Below are 24958 nucleotides of genomic sequence, written 5' to 3'. Positions count from 1 at the left end.
TTATTAAAATAAAGTCGGTTGTGAATCTGCCATTTTTGGAATTAAGAGTTCAGATCCAATTTCTTTATTTAGATTATCTATAAAATGTGCCGACAAAAGAGGAGATGCTTTTTCTATATTCTGATGAATAAAGAAATATAAATTGAGCAAACCTTCTCCTTTCCATTGTGCAATCTTTTGCACCCATTCATCAAGACGGCTATAATCACTATCTGCATTAGCTCCAACATAACGAACAAAAGCAGTCGGAGTTGTTAGTCGCATATGCATCATATCTCTGCGTCCTGCTGTGTCAACAATAATATTTGTAATATTATGTCGTTCAAATAATTCACAAGTTTCATTAAAAATGTTTTCATCTGTAAACCATTCTGCATTTCGTAACTCTATTGCCAAAGGAACCTCAACAGGCCAATCTTTTATAAATTTCTTTAGACGATCAAAGTCTTTGGGTTTAAAATTGTCATGCAACTGCAGAAACACCATTCCAAGCTTTTCCTCAAAATTCATGATAGCTGAAGCAAACTGCGTAACAGGTTCCGTTACATCTTTTAGTCGTCTGAAATGAGATACAGTATTTGTTATTTTTGGGAAAAATTTAAATGAATCCGGAGCCTTATTCTTCCAAACAGTTACCTGATCTGGAGTAGGCATCCCATAAAAAGTAGCATTCATTTCTATAGAATTAAATTGTGTGGAATAATAGCTTAACTCATCTTTCGTCCCTTTAGGATAGAATCCTTTAAGATCAGTTTTATTCCATTTAGCACAACCTACAAATATTTCTTTAAGACCTTCTTTATTCTTTTCTAATACTAATGACGTATTTACATGATCTTGTGGAATAGTAAAATCTATTAAAGAAGGATTCTCTACTTGCCCGAATTTCATTTTTTTCGATCTTAAAAATTAACGTTTAAAGGTAAGGATTTATTAAAGAATATAAGTGTTTTAAGATTCAAAAAGGGAGCAACGCGATTAAATTGCTCCCTTAATATTCAAATAGAATTATTTCTATAGTCTTTTAAACCAATCAAATATAGTTTTCTTCTTCTCCTCACCATAGCCGTAACCATAACTTCCATAACCATAACTTCCATAACCATATCCATAACCATTTAACTTAAGTCCATTTAATACTATTGCCAGATTCGAAAGTTTTTTCTCTTGGTAAATTTTTTCAATTTCCGGAAGTTGTCTACGATCCATCTTACCTATCCTGATAATAAATAATGTAAGATCTGCCACACGATCTATAATACTTGCATCAGCTACTATTCCTACTGGAACACCATCAATGATTACATAATCATAGCGTGCCTTTAACTCATTAATCAATTCATCTAAGCGTTTACTTAGTAATAATTCAACAGGATTCGGTGCTATAGCTCCAATAGGTATAAAGTCAACACCATCAACAATATCACTCTTATGTATTATTTCATCAATACTAATAGATGGACTTGAAAGATAATGACTGGTTCCTTTTCCATGTAAAAGATCTACGCGAGAACTCAAGGTTCCTTTTCTCAAATCTAAATCAATGGCTATTACTTTTTTATCCAAATAAGATAACGTTGTGGCAAGATTTAAAACACTAAATGTTTTCCCAACACCTGCACTAAATGAGGTAAATGTAAATACCTTTGGAGGAGCCCCATCTTTTGCCATAAAACTGATATTGGTACGTAAAATCCGGAATGATTCTGTTATAGGATCACGTCCCGATTTACTTACCAGTACATCTCCCTTACTTTGTTTTTTATTTCTAACCAAAGGTATTTCACCTAAAAACGGAACACTCAATACATTTTCTATATCCTGACGACCTCTTACCCCTGTATTTAACATCATCATAGAAATTAATATAACTACTGGCAAAGTAACACCAATTGCAATACCTGTTGCTATTTTTTTTAAGCGGTTGGGATATATTGGAGATCCTTTTCCTGTCGGAGGGTCAACAATTCTAAGATTAGCTTCGGTAACAGCTTCATTCAATGCATTTTCTTCTCTTTTATTAAGCAAGAACATGTATAAATCTTCTTTTACTCTGCGTTGCCGCTCTATAGAAAGCATTGATCTTTCTTTTTGAGGCATTTGCAATACTTTACCCTGAGCCAAAGCTTCTTCTTTCTGGGCATTATTTAGCTTAATTTTTAATCCCCTAAGAGAATTATCTATTGCTCGATTAATATTATTACGCATTGCAGTTAATGCATCATCCATATCTATTACTACGGGATTTAGAGAATTACCTCCTTCTGCTAACCGATTTCTTTTCAGCAAAGCCATATTATATTCTGCTATTTGCCCTTCAACATTTCCTTCTATCAATCCTGTATTGTTAGGGATCAGACTATTTTGTTTTCCTTTATTAGAAATATAAGAACGCATCATTTCTGCTAATCTCATATCAGTTTCTATCTTGGATCCTTCCGTTTTATATTGATTTTTTTCAGATATATACATGCTCCCAGCCGAAGCTATATCTATACCTTGATTTGCTATTTTTATTTCTTCAATATTTGATTCAACAGAACCTAACTCTCCTTCTATTAGTGCCAATCTGTCTTTTATAAAGCTAGCTGTATTCTCTGCGATTTTATTCTTATCTTGTAAATAAACATCATTATACACAGTAATCAGAGCTTGCAATATATCAGCTGCTCTTTCCGGAGATTGATCTTCAATATTGACTTGTAACAGTGCTGCATCTTCGTCTATCTGACTAACATTAAGACTTCCTATAAACTGCCCCATCATTGCTTCTCTAGGAATCTTTGAAACCAAAATATCAACTCCATAATAATCTGATTTATAATATTTACTAGGAGTCACTAAAATTTTCCCAATAGGTGTCTGCACCCACTTATTTAACATTACCTTTAATTCTTGATCTTTCCCATTCTTTATCAGAACATTGTTCGCATCTACAGGAGTCACAATAAGTTCATAGCTCCCTTCGGAAGAAACTCCAGCAACTTTTACCTGGATTGGCGAGGATTTATACAATTCATGATTTCTAAGCCCCGAAGAAATTTTATAACTCATATCTGCTCCAGTTCTATCTACAACTAATCTCATCAATTCTTTTGATCTTAATTGTATCATCTCATCTTTTACGCTGGCTCCTCCCCCATAAGACCTTGTTATCCTAGCCGTAGTAGGTGTATTTGAAGATGTTTTAATCATTACAACTTCTGACTGGCTATACATAAAAGGTGTTTTGCTATATTGATAGTAAAAATAGCCTCCAAATATTAAAATGGATAATGCAAACCATTTCCAGTGATGTAAAAAATAGTTTAGAAGGTCAAGAACATTAACAGATTGCTCTTTTTTGCTTCTTATTATATAATCTTTTTGATGTATTGTATCCATACTTTAGTTATTTAGTTACTTTAATCAGAGTTAATACAGATATAATTGTACCTACGAGTCCTGTTCCTATACCAAAATATCTCCAAAACCTATCTTCTCTAGGAGTAACCTCTGGTGTTCGGGGCTCAACAAAAACCATATCGTTCTGTTTTAAATAATAAGCCGGAGAATTATAAATCTCCTTAGATCTGATATTTGTAACTATTTTATGACGAACTCCATCTTCTTCGCGAATTACAGTAATTCTGTCAGGTGCTGCATTAGACCCCATCCCTCCAGCTTTAGTAATAGCTTCAATCAGGGTTATCTTACCATCTGGAACTTCTAGCACTCTATTTCCTATAGCTCCAGCAAGGCTTATTTTAAAATTCAAGATTTCAACTTTTACAATAGGTTCATTGATCAATCGTCCGTTAATTAATTTATTACGTATCAAATCTCTCACCTCTTCTAAAGTCAAGTTCTCTACATGAAGAGTCCCTAAAACAGGAAATGCAATATTCCCGTCTCTGTCAATTAAATATCCTTGAGCATTTGACGAAAGATCTATTCCTGTTGAAACATTTCCATCGGTCCCAACTTTATAAGTACCTGCTACAGTATTAAATGGAGCAGCTAATTCAAGTGACTTAGCACTCACTTGAATACTTAATCGGTCATTTTTTTGTAATTTAAGTGCGGGAGCTTCTGCAATCGGGTATTCTACATCTGGTATCATATCCTCAGCATATACCACTTTTTTGGATACACAGGAATTTAGCAAAATAAGGCTAAACAGAGTCAATCCTAAGATAAATTTATTCATCACGTTATAATTTATTATTTTTTATTAGTTCTTGACTACATAAATATGCAGCATTTTGATCAGGTAAGCAAGATAATTGCCCTACATTTACATTTGTTATTATTTTCTCTAGACTATTAAGCATTTGATCAAATAAATTTCTGTTCCAGCGAATTGCAGTACAGCTTGGTAGAACAGAGAGCAGCGCTTCTTTTCCCGATACTTTTTTCCATTGATTTTCCGGAGCCTGACGCAAGCGCACTAATCCTTCTAACAAAACACCTACATTCCTATAACAAGGCGTTTTACCACTCCATGGCGTCCCATAAATCACAATCCTTTCATCTTCCATAATCCGCACAGCAGGATTATCATCATTCAATAATTTTGTATCCGATATATATTTCAACCATAACCGACTATGTGTACTTTTACCTGTTCCACTCTTCCCTAAAAAAGCATAGCCACTACCATCTTTCTCGATTACAGACGCATGGAATAATACAGTATTATATTTCAGCATAGCCTGGCCGAAAGCTACCATTAGCAACCAGCTGAGAATTGAGGTAGTATATAACTCTTCTTCTAATACATAGATTGTGGATTGGCTAAAGTCTTTGGTACTAAACATCTTCCATTCTCTGCTTTTTTCTTCACTTTGAACAGAAGTTATATAGTTCTCTGAGGATTCTTCAAAACGAAATCGGTCCCCCCAGACAATAGAAACATCACTTAATAATTTGGTTTCTCCGATACTTTCTTGTAATGAATTTAATTCTAGTTTAACCTTAATTTTCACAGTTCCAGATGGCCTCTCTGTAATAAAGTCAATAAATGAAGGTAAACAACGATTTATCTGGATCTGCATAGGCAGAATCAGCTCCATAATATGGTCTGCTATCTGAAAATAGACAGACTTTAGATCATTGTGAAATTTCATTTTATCATTCTGCATTTTTTCTCATTATATATAAATAGTCTGTTGACATTTTCCTGCCAACTTCATATCATGTGTTACAAATACTAATATTTTATTTTTTCCGGCTTCCAATAGACGTTCTATTAACTTTCCTCCTGTATCAGGATCAAGAGCAGATGTCACTTCATCAAAAAGCCAAATATTACAGTCCCGCATTAGTGCTCGTGCTACAGCAATACGTTGTGCCTGTCCTTCAGAAAGTCCATAACCCGATTCTCCTACAATTGTATCTAATCCATCCGGCAAATCATATACAAATTCAGCGCATGCCAGATATAAAACTTCTCTAAGTTTACTGTCTGAAACTTCTTGCTCTCCTAACTGTAAGTTTTCTTTTATACTTCCACTAAACAATTTATCGCCTTGCGGTACATATGCTATATTAATACGATGCTTATTGGATAAAGGTAGATGCTCCGCATCGGTATTAATAAATACTTCTCCTTTATCTGGTTTTATTAGTGCCAGCAATAACCTTATGAGTGTTGTTTTACCTTTCCCACTAGATCCTATTACTGCTGAAGGGTTTCCTGCGATGAATTTAGCATTAAGATCTTTTATGACCAATTTATCATCATAACGGAAACTCAATTGATTAATTTCTATATTCTGAGGCTCAGTAATATATTCCTGTTCTACTTCTTCTTCTACTTCCACCAATTGTAACTCCTGTACTCTGTCAACAGCTGTTCTGAAACGAATAAATAATGGCACAAATCCCATCATCAGTAATATTGGAGCCTGAATACGGCCTACTAATTGTAAAAATGCGGTCATCGTTCCAAATGAAATTTCGGATGCATGCAAACGATATACTCCCCAACCAAATGTTAATAAGAATCCGGCATTAATAGTCAGCTTCATTATTCCTTGGGATACGGTTGAAAAATTCAACAGTCTGACTTTTAAATCATATATATCACCTTGGCTTTTTTCAACTTTTTGCCAACGTGCAAACTGCACTCCCAATGCCCTTATAGACATCCTAAATCGCAGATTCTCCTGTACTACATTTCCAAATTTACTTTCTGCAGTTTTTAACTCTCTGTTTAATGTTCTTAGCTTTTTAAAATATATTTTTGAAAAGAGGAATAACGGAGATATTGCCACAATTAAAATAGCCAGCATTGGATCCATTAACCATAAGAAGCCAAAAGAAGCCAAAAGCCTTATTGTAGTTAGTATAAATGAGACTGAAGAGAAGCCTACCATTTGTACAATTTCCTGACAGTCATTATTAATTCTCACCTGTACGTCTCCTGTATGCCAGTGCTTGCCAACCTTCCAAGTCGACAACATTTGGGATTTAATTAAAGTATTCTGCAGAGAAATCATCATCTTCATTCTCGTTTTTTCATTTAACCATCCCGAGTAACTTCTCATCAGAAGAGCTATAATTACACTGCAGACAGATAAGATTAAAGCTTTTTGTAAATCGGATGTACTACCATCTACTGCAAAATCAACAGCTTTTTTCGACCAGAATACAAATAATAATGAAAATGCAATCGCTGCCAATTCTAATATAAAATACAGCAATAGCTCTCCACGACTATTTTTAGCAAGAAGCCATGCCCATTTTAATTGATATGATAAATTTGTATTCAATAAATTTTATTTTTTTACTAACCCTGAATAAAAATGCACTAAAGGAAAGCTTAGTGCTTCCATTGGTGCATAAGGAACATATTTTATAAAGCTACTCCATAGCCTTCTCTTGGTTCCTTCTCTTTTTCCAGAATTTTCGTTTTGATATCTTTCGTCATGAAATCCAAAATTTCCAGATTTCCATATTTCTTCCATCATCCAATCTGCAGATTGCTGTCGTTTGGACGGGAAAGGTAAATTTTCTTCAGACAGACCTATATATTTCACCAAAACTTCATGTAATAATTCAATCCATTTTATAATTTTCAGTTTTGTATAAACTACTTTCAGAACATTACCATCAACCTGATTACGATATGTTTTATATAACCTTGCAGCGTCACATAATTGTCTTATTCCTATTCCGAATGACAATAGATGCTTCAGGATATGTGCGTTTACTTGCAGCATCTGTAGCAAAGGAGACGGGAGTACTATCTCTTCTTTCTGTATACTAATTCTTACACTACGTTTTTTTTCATGTTGCTGTAAATGTTTCAAATAGCCTAATAAGAATGGATTATGTATATCAAATAACTTCTGATGATGATCTATTTCGCAGTCTCTCCATAAATAAAAACTACTATAACCAGCTGTTGCTTCTGTTACAATACCGTATTTTGCAAGCAATCTATCAGCTTTATAAAACTCATCAGTTGTTTGAAAATACCAATCTATATCTCCACAAACTCTTCTGCCCGGATTCTCATAACAAATAGCCAACCCTTGTCCTTTTAACAATATTGGCTGTATGCTTTCTTTAGAAAAAAAAGCAACCTGTTCGGCAAGAATATCATTCATCCATCGGTTTCTTTGTTCAATCTTCTCTACCCTTACTAACCATTTAATATGCATTTCACGAGGTGGAAGAAGATCTGAACTCAACATTTGTATCCCGTCGAACACAATGCCTTCTACTGTTTGTTGTATAGAAATACGGAATAATGTATCCCAGTCGGCTTTAGACAATGGGAAACAATCTATAGCATCTATAGATCTATTCCAGAGTCCTGCACGCAAAAGCGCGAAGAAAGCCTTAGAAACTTTATCCTCTAACATAATTATTAATCCGTTAGTAATCCTTGTTTTTCAAAATCCTGTACAAGCCTTTGAGCATCCTTTTCTGCTATTGCATAGTCCACATTATAATAAGCTAACAATACTTCTGTCACAGTCTCAACATTGAATTCTTTTCCCTGTAATTCTTTCCATAAAAAAGCAGCTGTTTCATTCAAAGTATATACTTTAGACATATCTATCATATCCTGTTCCGGATCGATTATAACATATTCATCACCTAAATGTCGCAACATTAAATCCTCCCTTAATTTCATATTTTTATTTTATTCCGAATATTTTACTATATACAGCTCTGATTACACGTAACTTGTACCAAATTTGTCCTAGTAATGTATTAATACTTAATTCTTTTTCTCCCCGGTATGCCTGGATTACAACTGCCAGTATATCTTTATCTGTGATTATTTCTACCTGTTGTATATTACCATCACCAGCAAGTGTAACAGTATTTTCTTTGATTCTGACAATCCGGTGCAATACATAAGCATTATTAAAATATGCTAATACAATTTTTCCGTTCACTAAATCATTCTCCTCAAATCTCTTCAGCACTACCAAATCCCCGTTTTGCAAAAATGGTTCCATACTTCTTCCAGCTACAGGAATTTTCACTTTCTGACCGGCATCTAATCTTTCTTTTACCTGTTCAAAAAAAAGATCATTAGGAATTATCCTCTTACTCAGGATCTTTTTCTCCATACCTACTATATACTAAAAACTGAATCATATCTCGATCAAATATACAATTTAATATAAACCTATAAAAGGCATCACTATTCCGTAACTAAAAAACAAAATTTTCCTAAAATTAAAAAAATAATTCAATAATAATTTATATTTATTACATTTAATACAATTATTATATTTTGTAAATATTTATCAATTTATAAGCACTTATTTTAATACATCTTTATAAATATCCAAGCACTTCTCTGTCATTTTTTTTCGGGTAAAATATTCTTCATAACGATTTTTACTCCCCTCTGACAATTTCTTCTGAAGATTTGCATCTGTACTTATACGTTTAATCGCATCCGCTAATGCTACTTCATTTTCTGCTTCAACTACTAAACCAGAAACTTCATCTTTGTTTACCCAACTAACTCCTGAAGCCGGTATATGTGCACAAACTATAGGTTTTCCACAAGACATAGCTTCAATTTGCACGATTGCAAAAGCTTCGGTCTTCCATATAGAACTCAAACAGAACATATCACATACTTCGAAATAACTCGAAATATCTTCATCTTCTACAAACCCTAATAGTGTTACTCTATCCTGAACTCCCAATTCTGCAATAAGATTTGTAAGAGACTCCATTAATGGTCCTTTTCCTCCTATTATAATTTGATAATTTTCATCCAGATACTGAGCTGCTCTAATAAGGTATTCATATCCTTTATACTCTACAAGTCTGCCTAGCGAAAATATTATATGCTTATTTTTATATTTTTCTTTTAATTTCTCGGCTTTTCCTTTATCGGCTAATAAAGGCTCCACACCAATCGGGATATAATCTATTTTATGTTGAACCTTGTTCAAAAAAGGAGATTCTTTAACATATATGGGAGTTGTCCCCACAATTCTGTCCGCTCTTTTGATTAACCAATTTTGCAATGGCTCATACAGCTTTAATAATGTCTTTTGTTTCAGTATATCACTATGCCAGTGAAGTATCACCTTTCCCTTATAGTCTGAAAGAAACAATGCTAAGCTAGCCATTGGATCAGGATGATGAATGTGAATAATATCATAATCCTTTACAATTTTGCGTAGTTTAACAATTAAACTTGGTGCCAACATTGTTGCTGCTAACTTTACTTTTGTAGCCTCTATAATTAATTTAGCATATGGATTGATGTTAATTATACCTGCAGGATAATCCTCTGTAGATGCACAAAGCATATCACAATACACTCTTTCCCCAGAAAGCCCTAACATCAGATCATACATCACTTTCTCCACTCCTCCCCGAATAGGATAAAACTTTCCAAGCTGTAATATTTTCATTTGATTATTATTTCTCATATTAAGCTCCAAATAAAAGTGTTTGAAACAATCCACCCCAAGAATGAGTTACTGGTTCTTCCAGAACTTTCTTAGGTATTATATTCAAAGATGAAGTATCTCCCTGTATTAACAATTTCATTCGCCCAGCTAACTCTTTAGGATCATTTGGATTAAAAAAAGCAACCTGCTGGCTTCCTGCAGCTGTTTCCTGAGCATAAGAAAGATCTGCCAGTAACATTGGTTTATTAAATTCTGAGAATTCCGAAATAGGCAGCCCCCAAGTTTCTATTTTAGAAGGAAAAACCAGACAATCACATCTTTCATATTGCCGAAAAAGAGATTTTCTATTTTGAAAACCAATCCACTCTATAGATTTCACAATTTTACCATATCTCTTATAAAGCCAGATTGCATATTTATTCTCATTTCCGGAAAGTGTTATATTAACTTTAAAATTATTAATTCCCTCATTTTCCAAAATTTTAGTAGCATGACAAAGACATTCAAAATTTTTATGGCTATTTGGTGAAGCTGCATATATAAATTCATAAACAGAATCAGTATTTTTTTTAAGACTACCATCCATATCTTCATTCTTTGGAGAATTAGGTAATGCCACAATTATCTTATCCGATTTCAGTTTAAACAATTTTTTAAACTCATCTTTCAGCCATTGTTGCTGAACAATAACAAAAGTATTTTTATTAATATTCTTTTTATAAATAAACTTTGAGAATAAAGATAACAGTACTATTTTGGGAGCGAATAAGCATTCCCGCCACCTCCATTCATAAAATGGAAATGGATTATGACAATACACAGCCTGCTTTTTAGCAAATACATTAGGTGTTGTATCATGCAATGATAGCCACAAATCCACGGGAGCCAGTTCTTTGGATATCTTTTTCATACTGACATATTCGTACCATAACCGATTTATCCATCTTTTTTTGGGCCATTGATTTTCAATATATTCAATATTGGGAAAGTCTGCCAGTTCTTTTTTGTGAACAATAGCAATCACTCTATAATTCTTTTCTATAGAAAATTCTGAAAGAAAGCTTAAGCAATCCCTCAGTATAGTAAGAGTTCCTCCTACATTTAAGTTTATAGCTGATACTACTATCGTCTTCATTGATTTTCTTTTGTTACTTCATTGAAGAGATTAACCCACTTTTTCATAATCCTATTCTCGGAGAAATTTTCCGAGAATTTTTTCCCCATATGCCCCATCTCTTTTCTTAGTTCATAATTTCCAATAAGATTTAATATTTTTTCCACCATCATTTGAGAATCTCTTTCTGGTACCAGATAACCATTTATACCATCCTGAATAATATCTTTTGGCCCACACTTACATGCATAAGCTACCAGAGGTAAACCACAAGTCTGGGCTTCTAAAAGAACCATACCTAGACCTTCATATCGTGAAGTCAGTACCATAATTGAACTTTTCAGATACTCTTCTTTAATTTTTTTTGTAGAGGGGTATAAGTTTATTGTTTCTGAAAGGTTCATTTTTTTAATTAAACATTGTAATTCTTCTTTTAATGGGCCATCTCCAAAAATATCTAATCTCCATTCAGGATTTTTCACATGTATTCTTTCCCACATTTTTATTAATTCGTCAAATCCCTTCTGATAATCATAACGTCCTACCGCTATAACTCTTTTGTAGCTTAAAGAAGATTGTTCTGATGAAGTAAAACTATTAGCATTAGGAATAACTTCTATATTGGGCATATTTCCCCAATAACCTTTATCTTCATTTGTTAACACTACAAAACGGTCATATTTTTGTACCAATTTATAATCATTATTACTTCTTATTTTATCTATAATTTTCCATATACCTTTGCGTCCATACTGAAGACGTTTGAATCGTGAAAAGTGAATCTCAACAATTTTTTTACTACCGTCTTTTATATCATGTACAAAAGAAACATCATGATCAAACATAGAAATAACAACATCTGCCTTCAGATCATACAATATCCCTTCTAGTCTTTGTTTATGTTTTTTTTGCTTTAAAAGGTAGGACAGACTTTTTTTATAAACTCCTTTATCAATATCATCACGATAATTTATATCCAAATCTATATACTTAATCTTCGGATTCATTTCAAAGTAGGCACTCCTCCCCTTTTGGTCCGTAGTAATAATAGTAATATCATAACCAGAGTTGACAAGATAGTTTGCCTTATTGGCAAGAACACGTTCCATCCCTCCGGAATTAAATGTTCCTAAAATATTATATACTACCTTCATAAATATTATTAATTTATTTACTTATTTTTTGAAAAAGGTCATTCCATTTTTTCATAACAATTTCTTCAGAAAATCTTTTTGAGTACAACTTTGCTTTCTTTCCCATCTCGAATCTTAAATCATCATTCTCAATAAGCCTAAGAATTCTATCAGCCAGCATTTCGACATTTCCTATTTCTACCAGAAATCCATTTTCTCCATCCACAATAATATCTTTTGGTCCACATTTACATTCGTAAGCCACCAATGGCACTCCACAGGCTTGTCCCTCCAGTAATACCATTGGCAAGCCTTCAAAAAGAGAAGGCAATACAACAATAGAACTATTAAGGTATTCCTGCATTATAAGTGGAGTAGTAGGTTTTAAAGAAATAACTTCTGTTAATCCTGAATTTTGAATTTGTTTCTGAAGAGCGCCCTTCATGGGTCCGTCTCCTATAATATTTAATTTCCACTCAGGAAATTTTCTATTTATAATTTCCCATGCTCGGATCAGGTCATCAAATTTTTTACTATCAAAATAACGCCCAACAGCTACAACAACTCTATTTGTTAGTGTAGATGACTCTTCCGGTTCAAAACTATTCGCATTTGGTATTACTTCCAGATTAGATACTCCATTCCAATGGGCTTTATCCTCATTAGTTAAAATAACAAATCTATCATACTTTCTTATAACATACTGATCTAACCAATTTTGAAATCTTCCAATAATTCCTCTCTCAGCTCTTGCGAGCAACCATGTATATCTAGATGTATGGATTTCTAATATTTTTTTGCTTCCGTCTTTTATACCTGGTATAATATAAACATCTTTCGTAAACATAGAAATCACAATATCCGGTCTCAATTCTTTCAGAATTTCAGACAATTTCTTTCTATGCCCTAAAATATTCTTTATAAAACCCATAAGTCTTATAGGAAAAGATTTTTGGTCATACTGAAAATAATTAAAATTCAAATCAATTTGATGAACCCTATCAGACAGTGGATAATGAGGTTTATATTCCAGTTGTTCTGTAGTAATAATATATACATCATGCCCTTCTTCTGCTAAGGAATTGGCTTTATTAGTCAATACTCTGGTCATACCACCTGCATACCATGTATTATTTATACAGTAAACTATCTTCATTTCAGGTATTTATTTTTTTCTTCATTATCTAAACAATAAAACAAGGCATAGATAATAAAAAGATCTGTTGCCACTTTAAGCCAGATAATAAATGAAAGCCCCAATAACATAATAAAAAAGAAAGTATAGGCTGGAAATTTTCGAGTACACGCCCATGCATTATACACAAAAAATAAAGAAAAAGTGATTAACCCTAAAAGTCCGTTATAAAAAATGAAACGACAATACCCAATATCTGTTCCTATAATATGCCAGTCTGCAAAAACAGCTCTCCCAATTATCCATGTCTTTAAATCATTTTGATTTGGCCATATCCACATTTCAGTATTGAGTTTGTCTGTTGAATCTGTTTTCCATTCTCCTTCTTCTACCCAATTAAAAAAACCTTCAAAACCAAAACGAAGCTGTTCTCGTATTTCTCCATATGTATTATAAAAAAATACAGTCACCAAAATCAGAAGAAAACTCACAATAAGAATACTTCTCCAGAATTTCAGCTTATTAAACGAAATTTCACTAGTTATCAATTTAGAATTCAAAAATAAGTAAACTAACGCTAGTACCATTCCTATTGTTGTAGTTCTGGAAATCATATTCCCAACAACCCCAATGATAACAAAAGCAGCCCAATAAACAACAGTATTACCTCTTCCTTCAGCACTTACCCTTGCCATTACTGCAACTAAGCCAATCAGAATAATAGAAAACCTTGTTCCTGCCACATCAACAGCAGCTCCAATCCCATATAGCCTCTTTGCCTCATTTAAAAATTTAACATCTGCCACTGTAGCCTGTGAAATATAATTATCCACAAAAGTTTTTACGAATAATACATTATCTATTAGAAGCGCAAGAATACATTGTATAACACAAACAGCAATTAAATAATTCATTATCAGTCGAAAATCAACATATCCATGAATATACCGAATGAATCTATATGTAGCATAAGCACCAAAAAGCCAAACTGAGAAAGAACTAATGTAAGAAGCATAAGTATAATCATCTGTGTGATTAATATCTACAGAAATAAAACCTATTATACTGAACAAAATCGCAAGTAATATTGCGGGAATTAATTCTTTATTGATTTCAATTTTGTCTTTCTGGATACTGGTTATAACTCCACAAAGCAAACCTATTACGGCAAGCATAATCTTAGTATTTATTCCCCTAGGCAAAAAAGTAAATTCAAAGGGAAAAAAGTAACAACTTACAATAATCCCTGTCAATATATAATAAATGACTGAAATTCTATTTTCCTCTGTTTGCTGTATTATCATAAAAAATATTCTTATCGATAAATAAAACCATACACAATTTTTGTGAATAGTAAATTATACATTTTAATAACCCAATCCTGTTTCTTTAATGCTGCATATTGTAATAGTTGAATACGCAATGAGAAATCTGGATTTTTTCTGATATAAGCATTAGCTTCAGGATACCAATTTCTCCATAAATCATACATATTATAATCTGATCCAATTAGTAATGGAAGCTTAACGTTCAGTTTAAAATATTGTATTTCATTTTTATAACAATCAATTTTCCCTTCTTCTTTTATATAATGAATAATGTCATCTGTATTCTGATGAATTTGCTCTAGCTGTGGTACAGACACTTGCTTTGTATAAGCATTCGGGTTTGTTTGCATATAGTGATAAAAAGCCTTCTGTATATATGAGATGTTTTTTGCTTTTATAAATAGCTTAATTATTGTCATATCCTCTCCCATACTTCTTCCATCTGGAAATGTAATCTGGTTATCTAAATACAGACTTCTCTTGATGAGCTTATTCCAAACATTAAACTTCATTTGCCCACTTAGTATTTTACGAATAGCTTCTTCTATCGTAGAACATATAGGTTGCTTCATATAACGTTCATTTTTATTAAAAGATAAATAATAATCACAATATACAATATCTGATTTTTCCATGATAGCTCTTTGGATAAGTACTTCAATCATGTCTATATCAATCCAATCATCACTGTCACAATGAAAAATATACTCTCCCTCCGCAACATTTAATCCTGTATTACGTGCTGTGGGTAATCCTTTATTTTCTCTATGAGAAATGATTCTAACCTTATTCTTTTTTTCAGGGTAGCTTTCAACAATATTTTTAACTATATCAATACTATTATCTGGAGTAGCATCATTTACAAATATATATTCAATATTATTGTAACTTTGTTCCATTAAAGAACGGGTGCACTTCTCCACATGAGATGCTACTTTAAAAACAGGAATAATAACAGATACTAAAGGTGTATTCGTTATGATAATGTCATTATATATGGATGGTATTATACTCATGATTATATTACTTTTTCAGAGCTTTCACTTTTATTTTCTTGATAAAAATCCAGCTTTTTATTATTCCAAAATATTCTTTAGATGCACACCAACCTAATACTCTTAAATGAAAGGGTAGATAAGCAAATGAAAATATATACTCATTGGCTTCAGGAAAAATTTGATTCCACCTTTTGAAATCATTAATATTCAAAGAAAAAAGAATAAATCTTTTAGATGCCAATTTTAAAAGATTTACAGAGTGGTTAATTTCACTATACCATTCTTTTTGTATTAGAAAAGAAACAATAGCTTCTGTATTTATTACAGCATCACTCATATTTCTCATAAAATCCCTTGAGCTGACAGATTGTATATTACAAATATTGTAATGATAAAAAGCACTTTTTATATAATTAATCTTCATTGCAGCCCCAAAAGCCTGAACAGAAAAATATAAATCTTCCCACAGGTCAGCTCCTGCATTAAAACGGATATCATGCTTCAAAAGAAAGGTGCATTTAAACATTTTGTTCCATAATGCTCCGTGCATTTTTTCTTCTAATAAAGCCCGTATACAAGAAATATTATCTTCACCATAATTTTGACTACTATATGTTTCTTTACCATCACCTGTAACATAAAAGTCACTCCATATAATATCCGAATCATATTTTATAGCCTCTAAGTAAAGTTTCTCATACGCATCATTTTCCAACCAATCATCTGAGTCACAAAATGTAATGTATTTCCCTTCTGAGACTGATAGGCCTTTATTTCTTGAAGATGCAGCCCCAATATTATTTTCATTATTATATATCCTGACCCTTTTTTTACAGTCTGGATATTTTTCCAAAATATTATGAAGTAAATCCAGACTATTATCTGAACTACAATCATTAATAAAAATAAACTCAGTATCAAGCAATGTTTGTCTAAATAAACTATTTGCACATTTTTCGATATACTTCTCTGCATTATAAACAGGTATGATTACAGAAATCTTAAATCTTGCTTCCATTTATAATTTTTTCTTCCCGTTCTTAAAGTAACGAATCAATATTTTTATTCTTTTCCATAAGGAAAGGCGATCATATTCATCTAATTTATTATAATAAAAATCATAATAAAATTTAGGATCGAAATAAATAGATCTTCTGTAATACTCCCACCATATATCGAAGTTAAGACACCACGTGTTCCAGGGTTTAGCTCCGTTGTAATGAACGATTCCATATTTCAGTGCATATTCGGCTACTTCTTTTGAAAAATATGGTTGACTTACATCACTTAATATTTCTGAAGTTGTCCCAACAATACAAAAAGAAGGGGGCATATATTTTATTTTTCCTTTACAAACAATATTAATAACATCCATATCCTGAAAAACCCATTCTTTTTTTGAAACCTCTATAAATTTAGAAACCAAACCATCTTCTAATATTTTTTCAGAATTCAAAATAATATTTCCGGCTGCTATATACTGACATGGCTCTACTCCTATAACCTTTTTCATATATTCTTCGAGATCAGAATAAGGAGTAGCTACACCAGCTACATATACATCATTCAGATCAGTATTGATAAAGATATCTGTCAGATCATCTCTAAAAATTATATCAACATCATGATACATAATTTTACCATATTCAGGAATCAATTGTGGTATTAATAACCTATAATAAGTTGCAACAGTAATACCTCTAATCTGAAATGCATCCTTAAATATATCCCCTACGCTCCGATAAGTAATATTACAATTAGAATATTGAAACATCAACTTATCCAAAAAACCACTATAAGGAAATTTAACATTATCATCATGAATCACAAAAATATCATAAAAGGTATCTTTTTTTGCATTTTCAAGCAAAGAGGTTATACAAACACCTGCCTGCATAACCAAATTATCATCAAAACAAAAAGCTATTGGAATTTTATTCATTTCAATACAATCAACTAACTAAAAATATTATGCCTTATACGCTTTGCCTGTATCCATAATCTGGGAATTATCCATACATTCCGCATTATAGCCCATGTAATTATTCTATGACGGAATAAAAGATTAAGCTTTACAATATATGCATTAGACTCCGGAAACACATTTTTCCATAGTATAAAATCATTTATACTATTACCACTAAGCAACAGATTCTGTTTTGACACCAGCTTCAAAAATGCAATATTTTCTCTCATTTCTGCCAATCCCTTTTCTTCAATAAAATTTTCAATACCTTTTATATTTTCCATCCATTCAATATTTAATTTTGGTGTAGTGATATGACTTACACTAATTGAATCTTGACGGTATTTGACATAATGATAAAATGCTTTTTCAATATGAGCTACCCTTTCAGCATAATAAAAAAGCTGAACACATACTCTTAAATCTTCACATATATTCAAGCCATCTGGAAATCTTATCTGATGCCTTATAAATAAATCTCTTAAAATTAATTTATTACACATCCCTCCGAGCATCCTACTTGTAAACATTCCCTCAAGCCCAGCCAATGGAGTTTCTTCACATTTCTGGCTAATATAATCATGACGATCTTTATATTCATTATAATAATCACACCAGACAATATCAGCGTTTCTATCTTCGGCCAGATTATACATTTGTTTCAGCATATCAGGATCAATCCAATCATCCGGATCTATAGATGCGATATACTTACCTTTGGCTAAAGACAAGCCTGTATTCCTAGCTGTTGCCACTCCTTTATTTTGTTTATGACGAATAAGTTGTATCTTGTATTTAGCGACTTCACTTCGTGAGACTATTTCCGAAAGAATCTTAAAACTATTATCTGTACTATAATCATCTACAAAAATATATTCCATGTTTTCACATGTTTGCTCTAATAAAGAATTAACACATTTTACAATATACTCTTGCACATTGTAAATGGGTACTATAACGGAGACAAACGGATTATTCATCTTATATAAATTATTTATTAGACATGTGTCTATTTTATATTTTTTAACCTTGAATCTTTGATATTACCCCTTGGGGCAATAAACACTTACAAAAGAGTTTCAATCTGTATACTTTATAATATAGCCTCCCTCGAAAACCATTTTCATAATAAATATATTTCAAATTTTCCATTCCTAAATTTTCTTTTTCCTTTCTAAGACTTTTCAAAAATATCCTTTTATAATGCCAGGGAATATTTTCGATATTCATGTACGAAGAAAAATCCCTAAAAAAAAGTTCAGATGCTTTTCGTTTCAAATCTGAATAATGACTCCCACCAGTAATACTCTCTGAAAAAATTCTTATATAAACGCATGTACTGTTGATAAAATAAAAATTTTTAAGATTACTCATTTGCAAAAGAAACATATCATCAGAATGCCATGCAAGAGGGTAATGTTTGAATCCTATCTCTCTGTATTTCTTAGTGCGAAATATATGTTCACTAAGACTACTGTTTGTATGCCCCCTAAATTTATGGAGTAATACATTAAGCATATTATAGGTACCTGAAGCTAAATGTTCATAATAGCTTTCGTTTGTCAGACGACTTCCTTCTGCATCACATGTTATATTTTTCACTTTAACAACATTAATTTCCGATGCTATGTTTTTATAGTGTTTAGAAAACTCTTCAACAAAATCTTGGCTTATAAAATCATCATCTCCCAAAATTTGAAACCATTCCTCATTAACATTTTTTAAAATTCTTTCCCATTGAAGTAGCAGATTTTTACCACCATAGTTTTCTTGGTAATCAAAGTATTGATACTGATCTTCCAACAAGTATTTTTCTATGAGAGGTAATGGATTATTTACACTCTTATCATTACCTATATAAAGCATAAAATTCTTATCTGTTTGCCCAGCAACAGACTTTAGTGTTTCCTCAAAATAGTCTATCTTATAATAAGGAATAACTATAGCTAGTTTATGCATTAATCAATGGTTTTATCAATTGTTTTAATATGCGAATATTCATTAGTCCCTTTAATTTAAAATATGGAAAAAAATGTAAACTTATCAATAATGATTTTATACTAATTCCATTATACTTATAATTATCTTCTATAAAAAGACTATAGGCACCATATTCTGCTTCATAATCAATTTCATCACTAATTATATTATTATATTTCTTCCGAATTTCTATATTTTTTTTAAACCATTCTATATTAGGGTTACCTGGTGAAAAATGCTCTAATATAATATCTCCCAATACATAATTTTTATACTTCCCCAAAAGTCTTATGCATAATTCTGTATCGTATCCGTGGAATCCTCCATTATCGTTTGCAAATTTATACAGATTGAATATGTCTTTCTTAATTGCTAGAAAAACACCGTCAACTATCTTAACTTCTTTAGTAAGGGAATCAAAAGTTTTAATCATATTCTTCATACCTGATCTTTCATGTTGATATATATTGATCATAGCATTTGCTTCGTTGGTGTACCAACCTGAGGGTACAGTTGGAATATAGGTACCTCCGGCAACTCCTAATACTCCGGGATTTGACAATTTTTTAAAATGATTAATTATAATATCTCCCCATGAATTAGTATGATACTTTACATCTTCATGACAAAAAATCAGATAGGGGTATATCGCTTTTTTTGCACCAGAATTGTATGCTTCACATATTCCCATTACTCCAGGATTCCAGATTTGAATAATTTCATACTCTATCCCTATAGTTTCAGAAATATTTTTTGAAAACTGATTAAAATACTCTTGATTATATGAAGACACAATGATAGAAATCATAATAATTAAATATTTTCAATAAATTATATTTATATTAGTTGTTTTATTATCCTAGCAGGAACTCCTCCAACTATTGTATTCGCAGGAATATCTTTTGTTATTACAGAGTTACTTCCAATAATAGCATTTTCGCCTATAACAACTCCAGGTAGAATCACAACTCCCTCACCAATCCATACATTCTTTTTGATTATAACATCTCCTTTACTATACAATTTTCTTTTTATTGGAGGAAGTTTAAAATCAGATAGATTATTTGTATTTCCATGAAAATGATCTGTAATAAAGACTCTGCTCGCTATTAAAACATTATCTTCAATGACGACTCTGTTAATCGCACCTATATGACAAAATTGTTGGATTATAACATTATTACCGATAATTATTTCTGGAGTATAAACTTCATTTTCATAAGCATTTATTGCTTCAATTCTAAAGTTGTCTAATGCAGAAAAATTATCACCTATACTTACATACTCCAATCCGTAATATTTTATAGGTAACTCCAATCTTATATTCTCTCCTCTTCTTTTCAGCTTATTAATAATGATATTTAGCTCTACTTGACGAGAGTATTTAATTGATGTATTAACAATCTTATATAGAATTTTTTTCACACTATATTTCAAATCAAAAATCATCTTTGTTTTTTATTACAGATTATATAATTATACAATATTTTATCAATATATTTATAGCCATCCTGAAAAAATAATTCTTTAAAATCATGATATAAATGATTCATTAATTATACTACTTATAATACAGTATAAATTAGTTTATTTTATAAAAATCAAACATTGTAGAAATTATCATATCTTGATCTGTAGTACTAAGTTCATAATAAAATGGTAATCTTAATAAGCAATCTGTGAAATGATCAGAATTGGGGATATCTATCTGTGGATTATTCGCTAAAAAAAAGTCACTTTTATTCAAACTTAAATAATGAAATACAGGATGAATATCTTTTGATTTCATGTATTGTATTAATTTTGTCCTTTCTTCTAGATCACGACAAACAATATAAAACATATGAGCATTATTAGTTGCATAATCAAATATTTTTGGTAATTGGATATAACCTTTTTCTGCTAATTGCCTCAATCCATCATTATAAACATTCCATATTGTCACTCTCTTTCTTTGTATTTTATCTATATTCTCAATTTGTGCATATAAAAATGCAGAAATAATTTCAGATGGTAGAAATGATGAACCAAGGTCGACCCAGCCATATTTATTGACCTCACCACGGAAGAATGCAGAACGATTTGTTCCTTTTTCTCTTATAATTTCTGCACGATCAAAATATTTTTCATCATTAATAACTAACATTCCCCCTTCTCCTGCAATAATATTTTTAGTTTCATGAAATGAAAAAGCAGCAAAATGACCTATAGCACCCAAAGCTTTTTTTGTACCATCTGAAAAAGTATAATAACTGTCTATTGCTTGTGCAGCATCCTCTACAACATATAACTTATATTGGTTAGCTAACTTCATAATTGTTTCCATATCACATGCTACTCCCGCATAATGTACTGGTACAATTACTTTAGTTTTTGGAGTTATATGTTTTTCAATTTCTAAAGGGTCTATATTTGGATGGTCATGACAAGAATCTACAAAAACAATTTTTGCTCCCCTAAGCGCAAATGCATTCGCCGATGAAACAAATGTATAACTCGGTACTATTACTTCATCTCCGGGCTTAATATCACACAGAATAGCGGCCATTTCTAATGCATCAGTACAAGACGTTGTCATCAGTACTTTAGGGAAATTATATTTTTTCTCAAAATATTCCTGACACTTTTTAGTAAAAATACCATCACCGGAAATCTTTCCACTTTGTACTGCTTCTTGGATATATTTTAATTCATCACCTATAATAAAAGGTTTGTTAAATGGTATCATGCTAATTGTTTTATTTTGTTCCAAAATTCATCATTAAGTTTCGATGTATCAAAACTTAATGATGGTGAAAATATTATGTCTTTATCATTTAATGTTATAGAATATACTCCTTTTTCAGGTATCCCATAGCTTAGCAATAGAGTATTCAATAGACATAAACATCCTGATTTAAAGATTAAATCTTCTATTTGATTATCTTTTTCCCAATCAACTGAAATACAACTTTGAGCTAAAATTTTACCATTGTCTACAATCTCATCAACAAGATGTGTCGTGGTTCCAATAAGTTTTGAATTTCTTTTTTTAGCTGCCTCTACGGTTTTCATTCCGATAAGACCTCCAAAACTCGGCAATAGAGAGTAATGTAAGTTTATTAATTTTGGCTGAAATAAATTTACAATTTCAGCATCAATCACTTTATGAAAATTTGTCACAATAATATCGGGATCTATTTCTAAAAGTTTATTTTTTAAATCAATGTTATTTTCTCTATTATATCTAATTATATCTGAGAATATACTATTTTCCTGGGCATAATTTAAAGCATTACAATCTCTATCACCTATAACTGCTACAATTTTTATTGGCAATTTTAGTAATCTAATCATTTCACTTATAAATATAAGTGTCCCCCCGCCTCCTGAAACTAAAAAAACAATTCTCATTATTAGTCTTTTATTGAAAAAAATTCTTTTGAACACTCTCCCATATTAAATAATAAATCAAGAATAGTTACACTTGGTAAAAATGCTCCGTATAATTGATTGTACTCTTTATATCCGTTGTAATTCATCCATTCTACTTCTATCCCATTCCTTGAAAACAATTCCTCGTCTACATATATTTTAGCGGCAGGTCCTGATAAATAGACGTTAGCATCAAGTTGTTTACATATATTTATTAATTTAGAATTTCGATCACCTTCAATAAGTAAATCTCGGTCTCTTAAAATTTTCGTTTTTATATTTAAATAATCACAAATTTCTTTTATCAAAATTTCATTAATATCTGTTAGTTTACTTAGTCCATTTATTTTATTTAAATAAATATCCTCTAACCAAGGGAAAACACTTTTGAAATACTTCGATTTTGAATAGTTCTGTTTTAATATCTTTAAATGTTTTATATTCCATTTATTTTTAATTCTGCTTATACAAGTTTCATCTATTAGTTGTGTTAATGAATAATTTTCAACAGGAATAGTAATCCATTCCCCTCCTTGAGCTGTTTTAATAACATTTCGATTTCTCCAATCTCCTTTTGTATACTGAACACTATCATATAAAATAAAATAGTCCACAGAGGATATCATATCAAAATAGCCCCTCCATGGAATATAGTTTGATTGAGAAATTGCAACTTTCATAAAGTTATTTTTTATAAATTAATTAAGTATTTTACTAAATATCTCCTTTGCATATTCAAAAGATGAATACTCTTTTACTTGTTTAACAGCATTATCAGAAAACATTTGATATTGTTCAGTATTAAGTTTTAAAATTTTTAAAATACCTTCTGCTAATTTATGACTGTTAGCCATTGGAATTTTATATCCATTATAATCATCAATGACCATATTGGTAATTACTCCAGTATCAAATCCAACTACTGGAGTACCACATGCCAGCGCTTCAGAAACCATCATAGGACCAGAATCTTCAATAGATGAATTAACATATAAATCAGTTGCTTGATACAATAAAGAAAGTAACCTATAATCTTTAATATAATTAATTTTATGTTTCTTAAATTTCAATTTTTCAAATTCGTTTGATACCTCATTTGAAACAACTACTATAACTATTTTTTCTAAATCCTCAGAACGTATGGTGGCTTCTAAAATAGATAAGGCCTCCAATAAATATTTAAACCCTTTACGCAAATCGTTCATATTTTGAGCACCCGATAAAATATAAAACTTATCTTTTTCAAAATTAAAAATCTGTTTTGCTACTTTACGATTTCTTGGAGATAACAATTCTGTATCGATCAAACTATTTACATTATATATTATATCCTGATTTTTATATATCTTCGACATTTCAGCTTGTTCTAAGGTTAATCCAGAACCAGCAATAACCTTAAAATTTGCTTTTTGTGCATTTTTATATTTAATATCAAAATTTTGTTTTGCTAATAGTTTTTGATCTTCATTAAGAATTGCAGGACAAGTATCTGAACAGCCATAAATATACCCCTCACATCCCCATGAAAAATGACAACCTCCTGTGAAATGATTCATATCAACTGTTATATTGTATACTTCAGCACCAGTTTTATTATATATATTCAATAAATCAGTACTATTTAAAAAGTCAATTGTCATTCCAGTAAATATAAACTCAGGAATAAATCCAATTTTTTTTATTAAATGATCAGCATTAATATTTTCAGATTTCTCATCTTTACTGAAAAAACCATATTTACTATCTATAAGTAAAACTTGTTTTAACTTTACTTTATATAAAATAGATTGTATAGTATGAAAAAATATTCTCCTAATCCTACTAACAGTTTTAGTATTATTATATTCTATAATAAAATCATCAGTCTTTGTTTTATTTTTAACACATAAGACTACATCATGATTCATAGATTTCAGAATACAAGCAATTTTATACATTGCCTCATATGCACCATTCACATCTCCTGTTGAAAGAATAAGTATTTTCTTATGTTTTAGGTTCATCAG

At 31.2% G+C, this 24958-nt stretch carries 24 protein-coding genes; all 24 read right to left on the bottom strand.

Features of this window, described 5'->3' with window-relative positions; translation table 11 throughout:
* Positions 1-3: 3 nt before the first annotated feature.
* On the bottom strand, positions 4-891 hold the full coding sequence (locus AYC65_RS00770; RefSeq protein ID WP_034869266.1) for a DUF72 domain-containing protein: 888 nt from the start codon (positions 889-891) through the stop codon (positions 4-6).
* A 123-nt stretch (positions 892-1014) separates the two neighbouring features.
* Positions 1015-3384 (bottom strand): GumC family protein, encoded by a 2370-nt coding sequence (locus tag AYC65_RS00765; RefSeq protein WP_034869267.1) that lies wholly within the window; start codon positions 3382-3384, stop codon positions 1015-1017.
* 7 nt (positions 3385-3391) lie between these two features.
* Positions 3392-4189: a polysaccharide biosynthesis/export family protein gene (locus AYC65_RS00760; RefSeq protein ID WP_234300209.1), complete on the bottom strand. Its 798-nt coding sequence runs from the start codon at positions 4187-4189 to the stop codon at positions 3392-3394.
* 4 nt (positions 4190-4193) lie between these two features.
* Positions 4194-5123: a hypothetical protein gene (locus AYC65_RS00755; RefSeq protein ID WP_034869268.1), complete on the bottom strand. Its 930-nt coding sequence runs from the start codon at positions 5121-5123 to the stop codon at positions 4194-4196.
* A 9-nt stretch (positions 5124-5132) separates the two neighbouring features.
* Entirely contained in the window at positions 5133-6755 is a 1623-nt protein-coding gene (locus AYC65_RS00750) for an ABC transporter ATP-binding protein (protein ID WP_034869269.1), read from the bottom strand.
* Positions 6756-6761: 6 nt separating this feature from the next.
* The gene (locus AYC65_RS00745) at positions 6762-7853 is read right to left on the bottom strand and encodes a nucleotidyltransferase domain-containing protein (RefSeq protein WP_034869271.1); all 1092 of its coding nucleotides are present in this window, start codon (positions 7851-7853) and stop codon (positions 6762-6764) included.
* A 5-nt stretch (positions 7854-7858) separates the two neighbouring features.
* Positions 7859-8128, bottom strand: a complete 270-nt coding sequence (locus AYC65_RS00740) for a PqqD family protein (RefSeq protein WP_034869273.1) — start codon at positions 8126-8128, stop codon at positions 7859-7861.
* Between the two features lie 4 nt (positions 8129-8132).
* Positions 8133-8573, bottom strand: a complete 441-nt coding sequence (locus AYC65_RS00735; protein WP_034869276.1) for a S24 family peptidase — start codon at positions 8571-8573, stop codon at positions 8133-8135.
* 195 nt (positions 8574-8768) lie between these two features.
* On the bottom strand, positions 8769-9884 hold the full coding sequence (locus AYC65_RS00730) for a glycosyltransferase (protein WP_059333925.1): 1116 nt from the start codon (positions 9882-9884) through the stop codon (positions 8769-8771).
* Positions 9885-9903: 19 nt separating this feature from the next.
* The gene (locus AYC65_RS00725; RefSeq protein ID WP_034869278.1) at positions 9904-11019 is read right to left on the bottom strand and encodes a glycosyltransferase family 4 protein; all 1116 of its coding nucleotides are present in this window, start codon (positions 11017-11019) and stop codon (positions 9904-9906) included.
* Positions 11016-12152, bottom strand: a complete 1137-nt coding sequence (locus AYC65_RS00720) for a glycosyltransferase family 4 protein (protein WP_034869280.1) — start codon at positions 12150-12152, stop codon at positions 11016-11018. The genes AYC65_RS00725 and AYC65_RS00720 overlap by 4 nt, the downstream gene beginning before the upstream one ends.
* Before the next feature lie 13 nt (positions 12153-12165).
* The gene (locus tag AYC65_RS00715) at positions 12166-13287 is read right to left on the bottom strand and encodes a glycosyltransferase family 4 protein (RefSeq protein ID WP_034869282.1); all 1122 of its coding nucleotides are present in this window, start codon (positions 13285-13287) and stop codon (positions 12166-12168) included.
* Entirely contained in the window at positions 13284-14570 is a 1287-nt protein-coding gene (locus tag AYC65_RS00710) for a hypothetical protein (protein ID WP_068801184.1), read from the bottom strand. The genes AYC65_RS00715 and AYC65_RS00710 overlap by 4 nt, the downstream gene beginning before the upstream one ends.
* A gap of 11 nt (positions 14571-14581) precedes the next feature.
* Complete coding sequence (locus AYC65_RS00705; RefSeq protein WP_052114662.1) at positions 14582-15610, bottom strand: glycosyltransferase family 2 protein; 1029 nt, start codon at positions 15608-15610, stop codon at positions 14582-14584.
* A gap of 7 nt (positions 15611-15617) precedes the next feature.
* Positions 15618-16610: a glycosyltransferase family 2 protein gene (locus tag AYC65_RS00700; protein ID WP_034869285.1), complete on the bottom strand. Its 993-nt coding sequence runs from the start codon at positions 16608-16610 to the stop codon at positions 15618-15620.
* Positions 16611-17534, bottom strand: a complete 924-nt coding sequence (locus AYC65_RS00695) for a glycosyltransferase family 8 protein (RefSeq protein WP_034869286.1) — start codon at positions 17532-17534, stop codon at positions 16611-16613.
* A gap of 14 nt (positions 17535-17548) precedes the next feature.
* Entirely contained in the window at positions 17549-18538 is a 990-nt protein-coding gene (locus AYC65_RS00690; protein ID WP_034869287.1) for a glycosyltransferase family 2 protein, read from the bottom strand.
* A 43-nt stretch (positions 18539-18581) separates the two neighbouring features.
* Positions 18582-19517 carry a glycosyltransferase family 2 protein gene (locus AYC65_RS00685; RefSeq protein WP_059333920.1) on the bottom strand — a complete coding sequence of 312 codons (936 nt, stop codon included), beginning with the start codon at positions 19515-19517 and terminating at the stop codon, positions 18582-18584.
* Positions 19510-20346, bottom strand: coding sequence for a glycosyltransferase (locus AYC65_RS00680; protein ID WP_034869291.1), 837 nt, complete (start codon positions 20344-20346; stop codon positions 19510-19512). The genes AYC65_RS00685 and AYC65_RS00680 overlap by 8 nt, the downstream gene beginning before the upstream one ends.
* 29 nt (positions 20347-20375) lie before the next feature.
* Positions 20376-20987, bottom strand: coding sequence for an acyltransferase (locus AYC65_RS00675; RefSeq protein ID WP_108721292.1), 612 nt, complete (start codon positions 20985-20987; stop codon positions 20376-20378).
* A gap of 133 nt (positions 20988-21120) precedes the next feature.
* Positions 21121-22266 carry a dTDP-4-amino-4,6-dideoxygalactose transaminase gene (rffA, locus tag AYC65_RS00670; protein ID WP_034869294.1) on the bottom strand — a complete coding sequence of 382 codons (1146 nt, stop codon included), beginning with the start codon at positions 22264-22266 and terminating at the stop codon, positions 21121-21123.
* Positions 22263-22931 (bottom strand): phosphoribosylglycinamide formyltransferase, encoded by a 669-nt coding sequence (gene purN, locus AYC65_RS00665; protein WP_052114664.1) that lies wholly within the window; start codon positions 22929-22931, stop codon positions 22263-22265. The genes rffA and purN overlap by 4 nt, the downstream gene beginning before the upstream one ends.
* 2 nt (positions 22932-22933) lie before the next feature.
* Positions 22934-23632, bottom strand: coding sequence for a WbqC family protein (locus tag AYC65_RS00660; protein ID WP_059333921.1), 699 nt, complete (start codon positions 23630-23632; stop codon positions 22934-22936).
* A gap of 18 nt (positions 23633-23650) precedes the next feature.
* Positions 23651-24955 (bottom strand): glycosyltransferase, encoded by a 1305-nt coding sequence (locus tag AYC65_RS00655; RefSeq protein WP_059333922.1) that lies wholly within the window; start codon positions 24953-24955, stop codon positions 23651-23653.
* Positions 24956-24958: the final 3 nt, after the last annotated feature.

The sequence above is a fragment of the Elizabethkingia bruuniana genome (genome assembly GCF_002024805.1).
In the GTDB taxonomy this organism is placed as follows: Bacteria; Bacteroidota; Bacteroidia; order Flavobacteriales; family Weeksellaceae; genus Elizabethkingia; species Elizabethkingia bruuniana.
The sequence above is the reverse complement of the archived record's forward strand: the minus strand, read 5'-3'. Positions and strand labels throughout refer to the sequence as shown.

Coding starts and splice junctions, on each gene's coding strand:
- AYC65_RS00770 (WP_034869266.1), bottom strand. CDS start 891: ATGAAATTCGGGCAAGTAGAGAATCCTTCTTTAATAGATTTTACTATT.
- AYC65_RS00765 (WP_034869267.1), bottom strand. CDS start 3,384: ATGGATACAATACATCAAAAAGATTATATAATAAGAAGCAAAAAAGAG.
- AYC65_RS00760 (WP_234300209.1), bottom strand. CDS start 4,189: ATGAATAAATTTATCTTAGGATTGACTCTGTTTAGCCTTATTTTGCTA.
- AYC65_RS00755 (WP_034869268.1), bottom strand. CDS start 5,123: ATGCAGAATGATAAAATGAAATTTCACAATGATCTAAAGTCTGTCTAT.
- AYC65_RS00745 (WP_034869271.1), bottom strand. CDS start 7,853: ATGTTAGAGGATAAAGTTTCTAAGGCTTTCTTCGCGCTTTTGCGTGCA.
- AYC65_RS00740 (WP_034869273.1), bottom strand. CDS start 8,128: ATGAAATTAAGGGAGGATTTAATGTTGCGACATTTAGGTGATGAATAT.
- AYC65_RS00735 (WP_034869276.1), bottom strand. CDS start 8,573: ATGGAGAAAAAGATCCTGAGTAAGAGGATAATTCCTAATGATCTTTTT.
- AYC65_RS00730 (WP_059333925.1), bottom strand. CDS start 9,884: ATGAAAATATTACAGCTTGGAAAGTTTTATCCTATTCGGGGAGGAGTG.
- AYC65_RS00725 (WP_034869278.1), bottom strand. CDS start 11,019: ATGAAGACGATAGTAGTATCAGCTATAAACTTAAATGTAGGAGGAACT.
- AYC65_RS00720 (WP_034869280.1), bottom strand. CDS start 12,152: ATGAAGGTAGTATATAATATTTTAGGAACATTTAATTCCGGAGGGATG.
- AYC65_RS00715 (WP_034869282.1), bottom strand. CDS start 13,287: ATGAAGATAGTTTACTGTATAAATAATACATGGTATGCAGGTGGTATG.
- AYC65_RS00710 (WP_068801184.1), bottom strand. CDS start 14,570: ATGATAATACAGCAAACAGAGGAAAATAGAATTTCAGTCATTTATTAT.
- AYC65_RS00705 (WP_052114662.1), bottom strand. CDS start 15,610: ATGAGTATAATACCATCCATATATAATGACATTATCATAACGAATACA.
- AYC65_RS00700 (WP_034869285.1), bottom strand. CDS start 16,610: ATGGAAGCAAGATTTAAGATTTCTGTAATCATACCTGTTTATAATGCA.
- AYC65_RS00695 (WP_034869286.1), bottom strand. CDS start 17,534: ATGAATAAAATTCCAATAGCTTTTTGTTTTGATGATAATTTGGTTATG.
- AYC65_RS00690 (WP_034869287.1), bottom strand. CDS start 18,538: ATGAATAATCCGTTTGTCTCCGTTATAGTACCCATTTACAATGTGCAA.
- AYC65_RS00685 (WP_059333920.1), bottom strand. CDS start 19,517: ATGCATAAACTAGCTATAGTTATTCCTTATTATAAGATAGACTATTTT.
- AYC65_RS00680 (WP_034869291.1), bottom strand. CDS start 20,346: ATGATTTCTATCATTGTGTCTTCATATAATCAAGAGTATTTTAATCAG.
- AYC65_RS00675 (WP_108721292.1), bottom strand. CDS start 20,987: ATGATTTTTGATTTGAAATATAGTGTGAAAAAAATTCTATATAAGATT.
- rffA (WP_034869294.1), bottom strand. CDS start 22,266: ATGATACCATTTAACAAACCTTTTATTATAGGTGATGAATTAAAATAT.
- purN (WP_052114664.1), bottom strand. CDS start 22,931: ATGAGAATTGTTTTTTTAGTTTCAGGAGGCGGGGGGACACTTATATTT.
- AYC65_RS00660 (WP_059333921.1), bottom strand. CDS start 23,632: ATGAAAGTTGCAATTTCTCAATCAAACTATATTCCATGGAGGGGCTAT.
- AYC65_RS00655 (WP_059333922.1), bottom strand. CDS start 24,955: ATGAACCTAAAACATAAGAAAATACTTATTCTTTCAACAGGAGATGTG.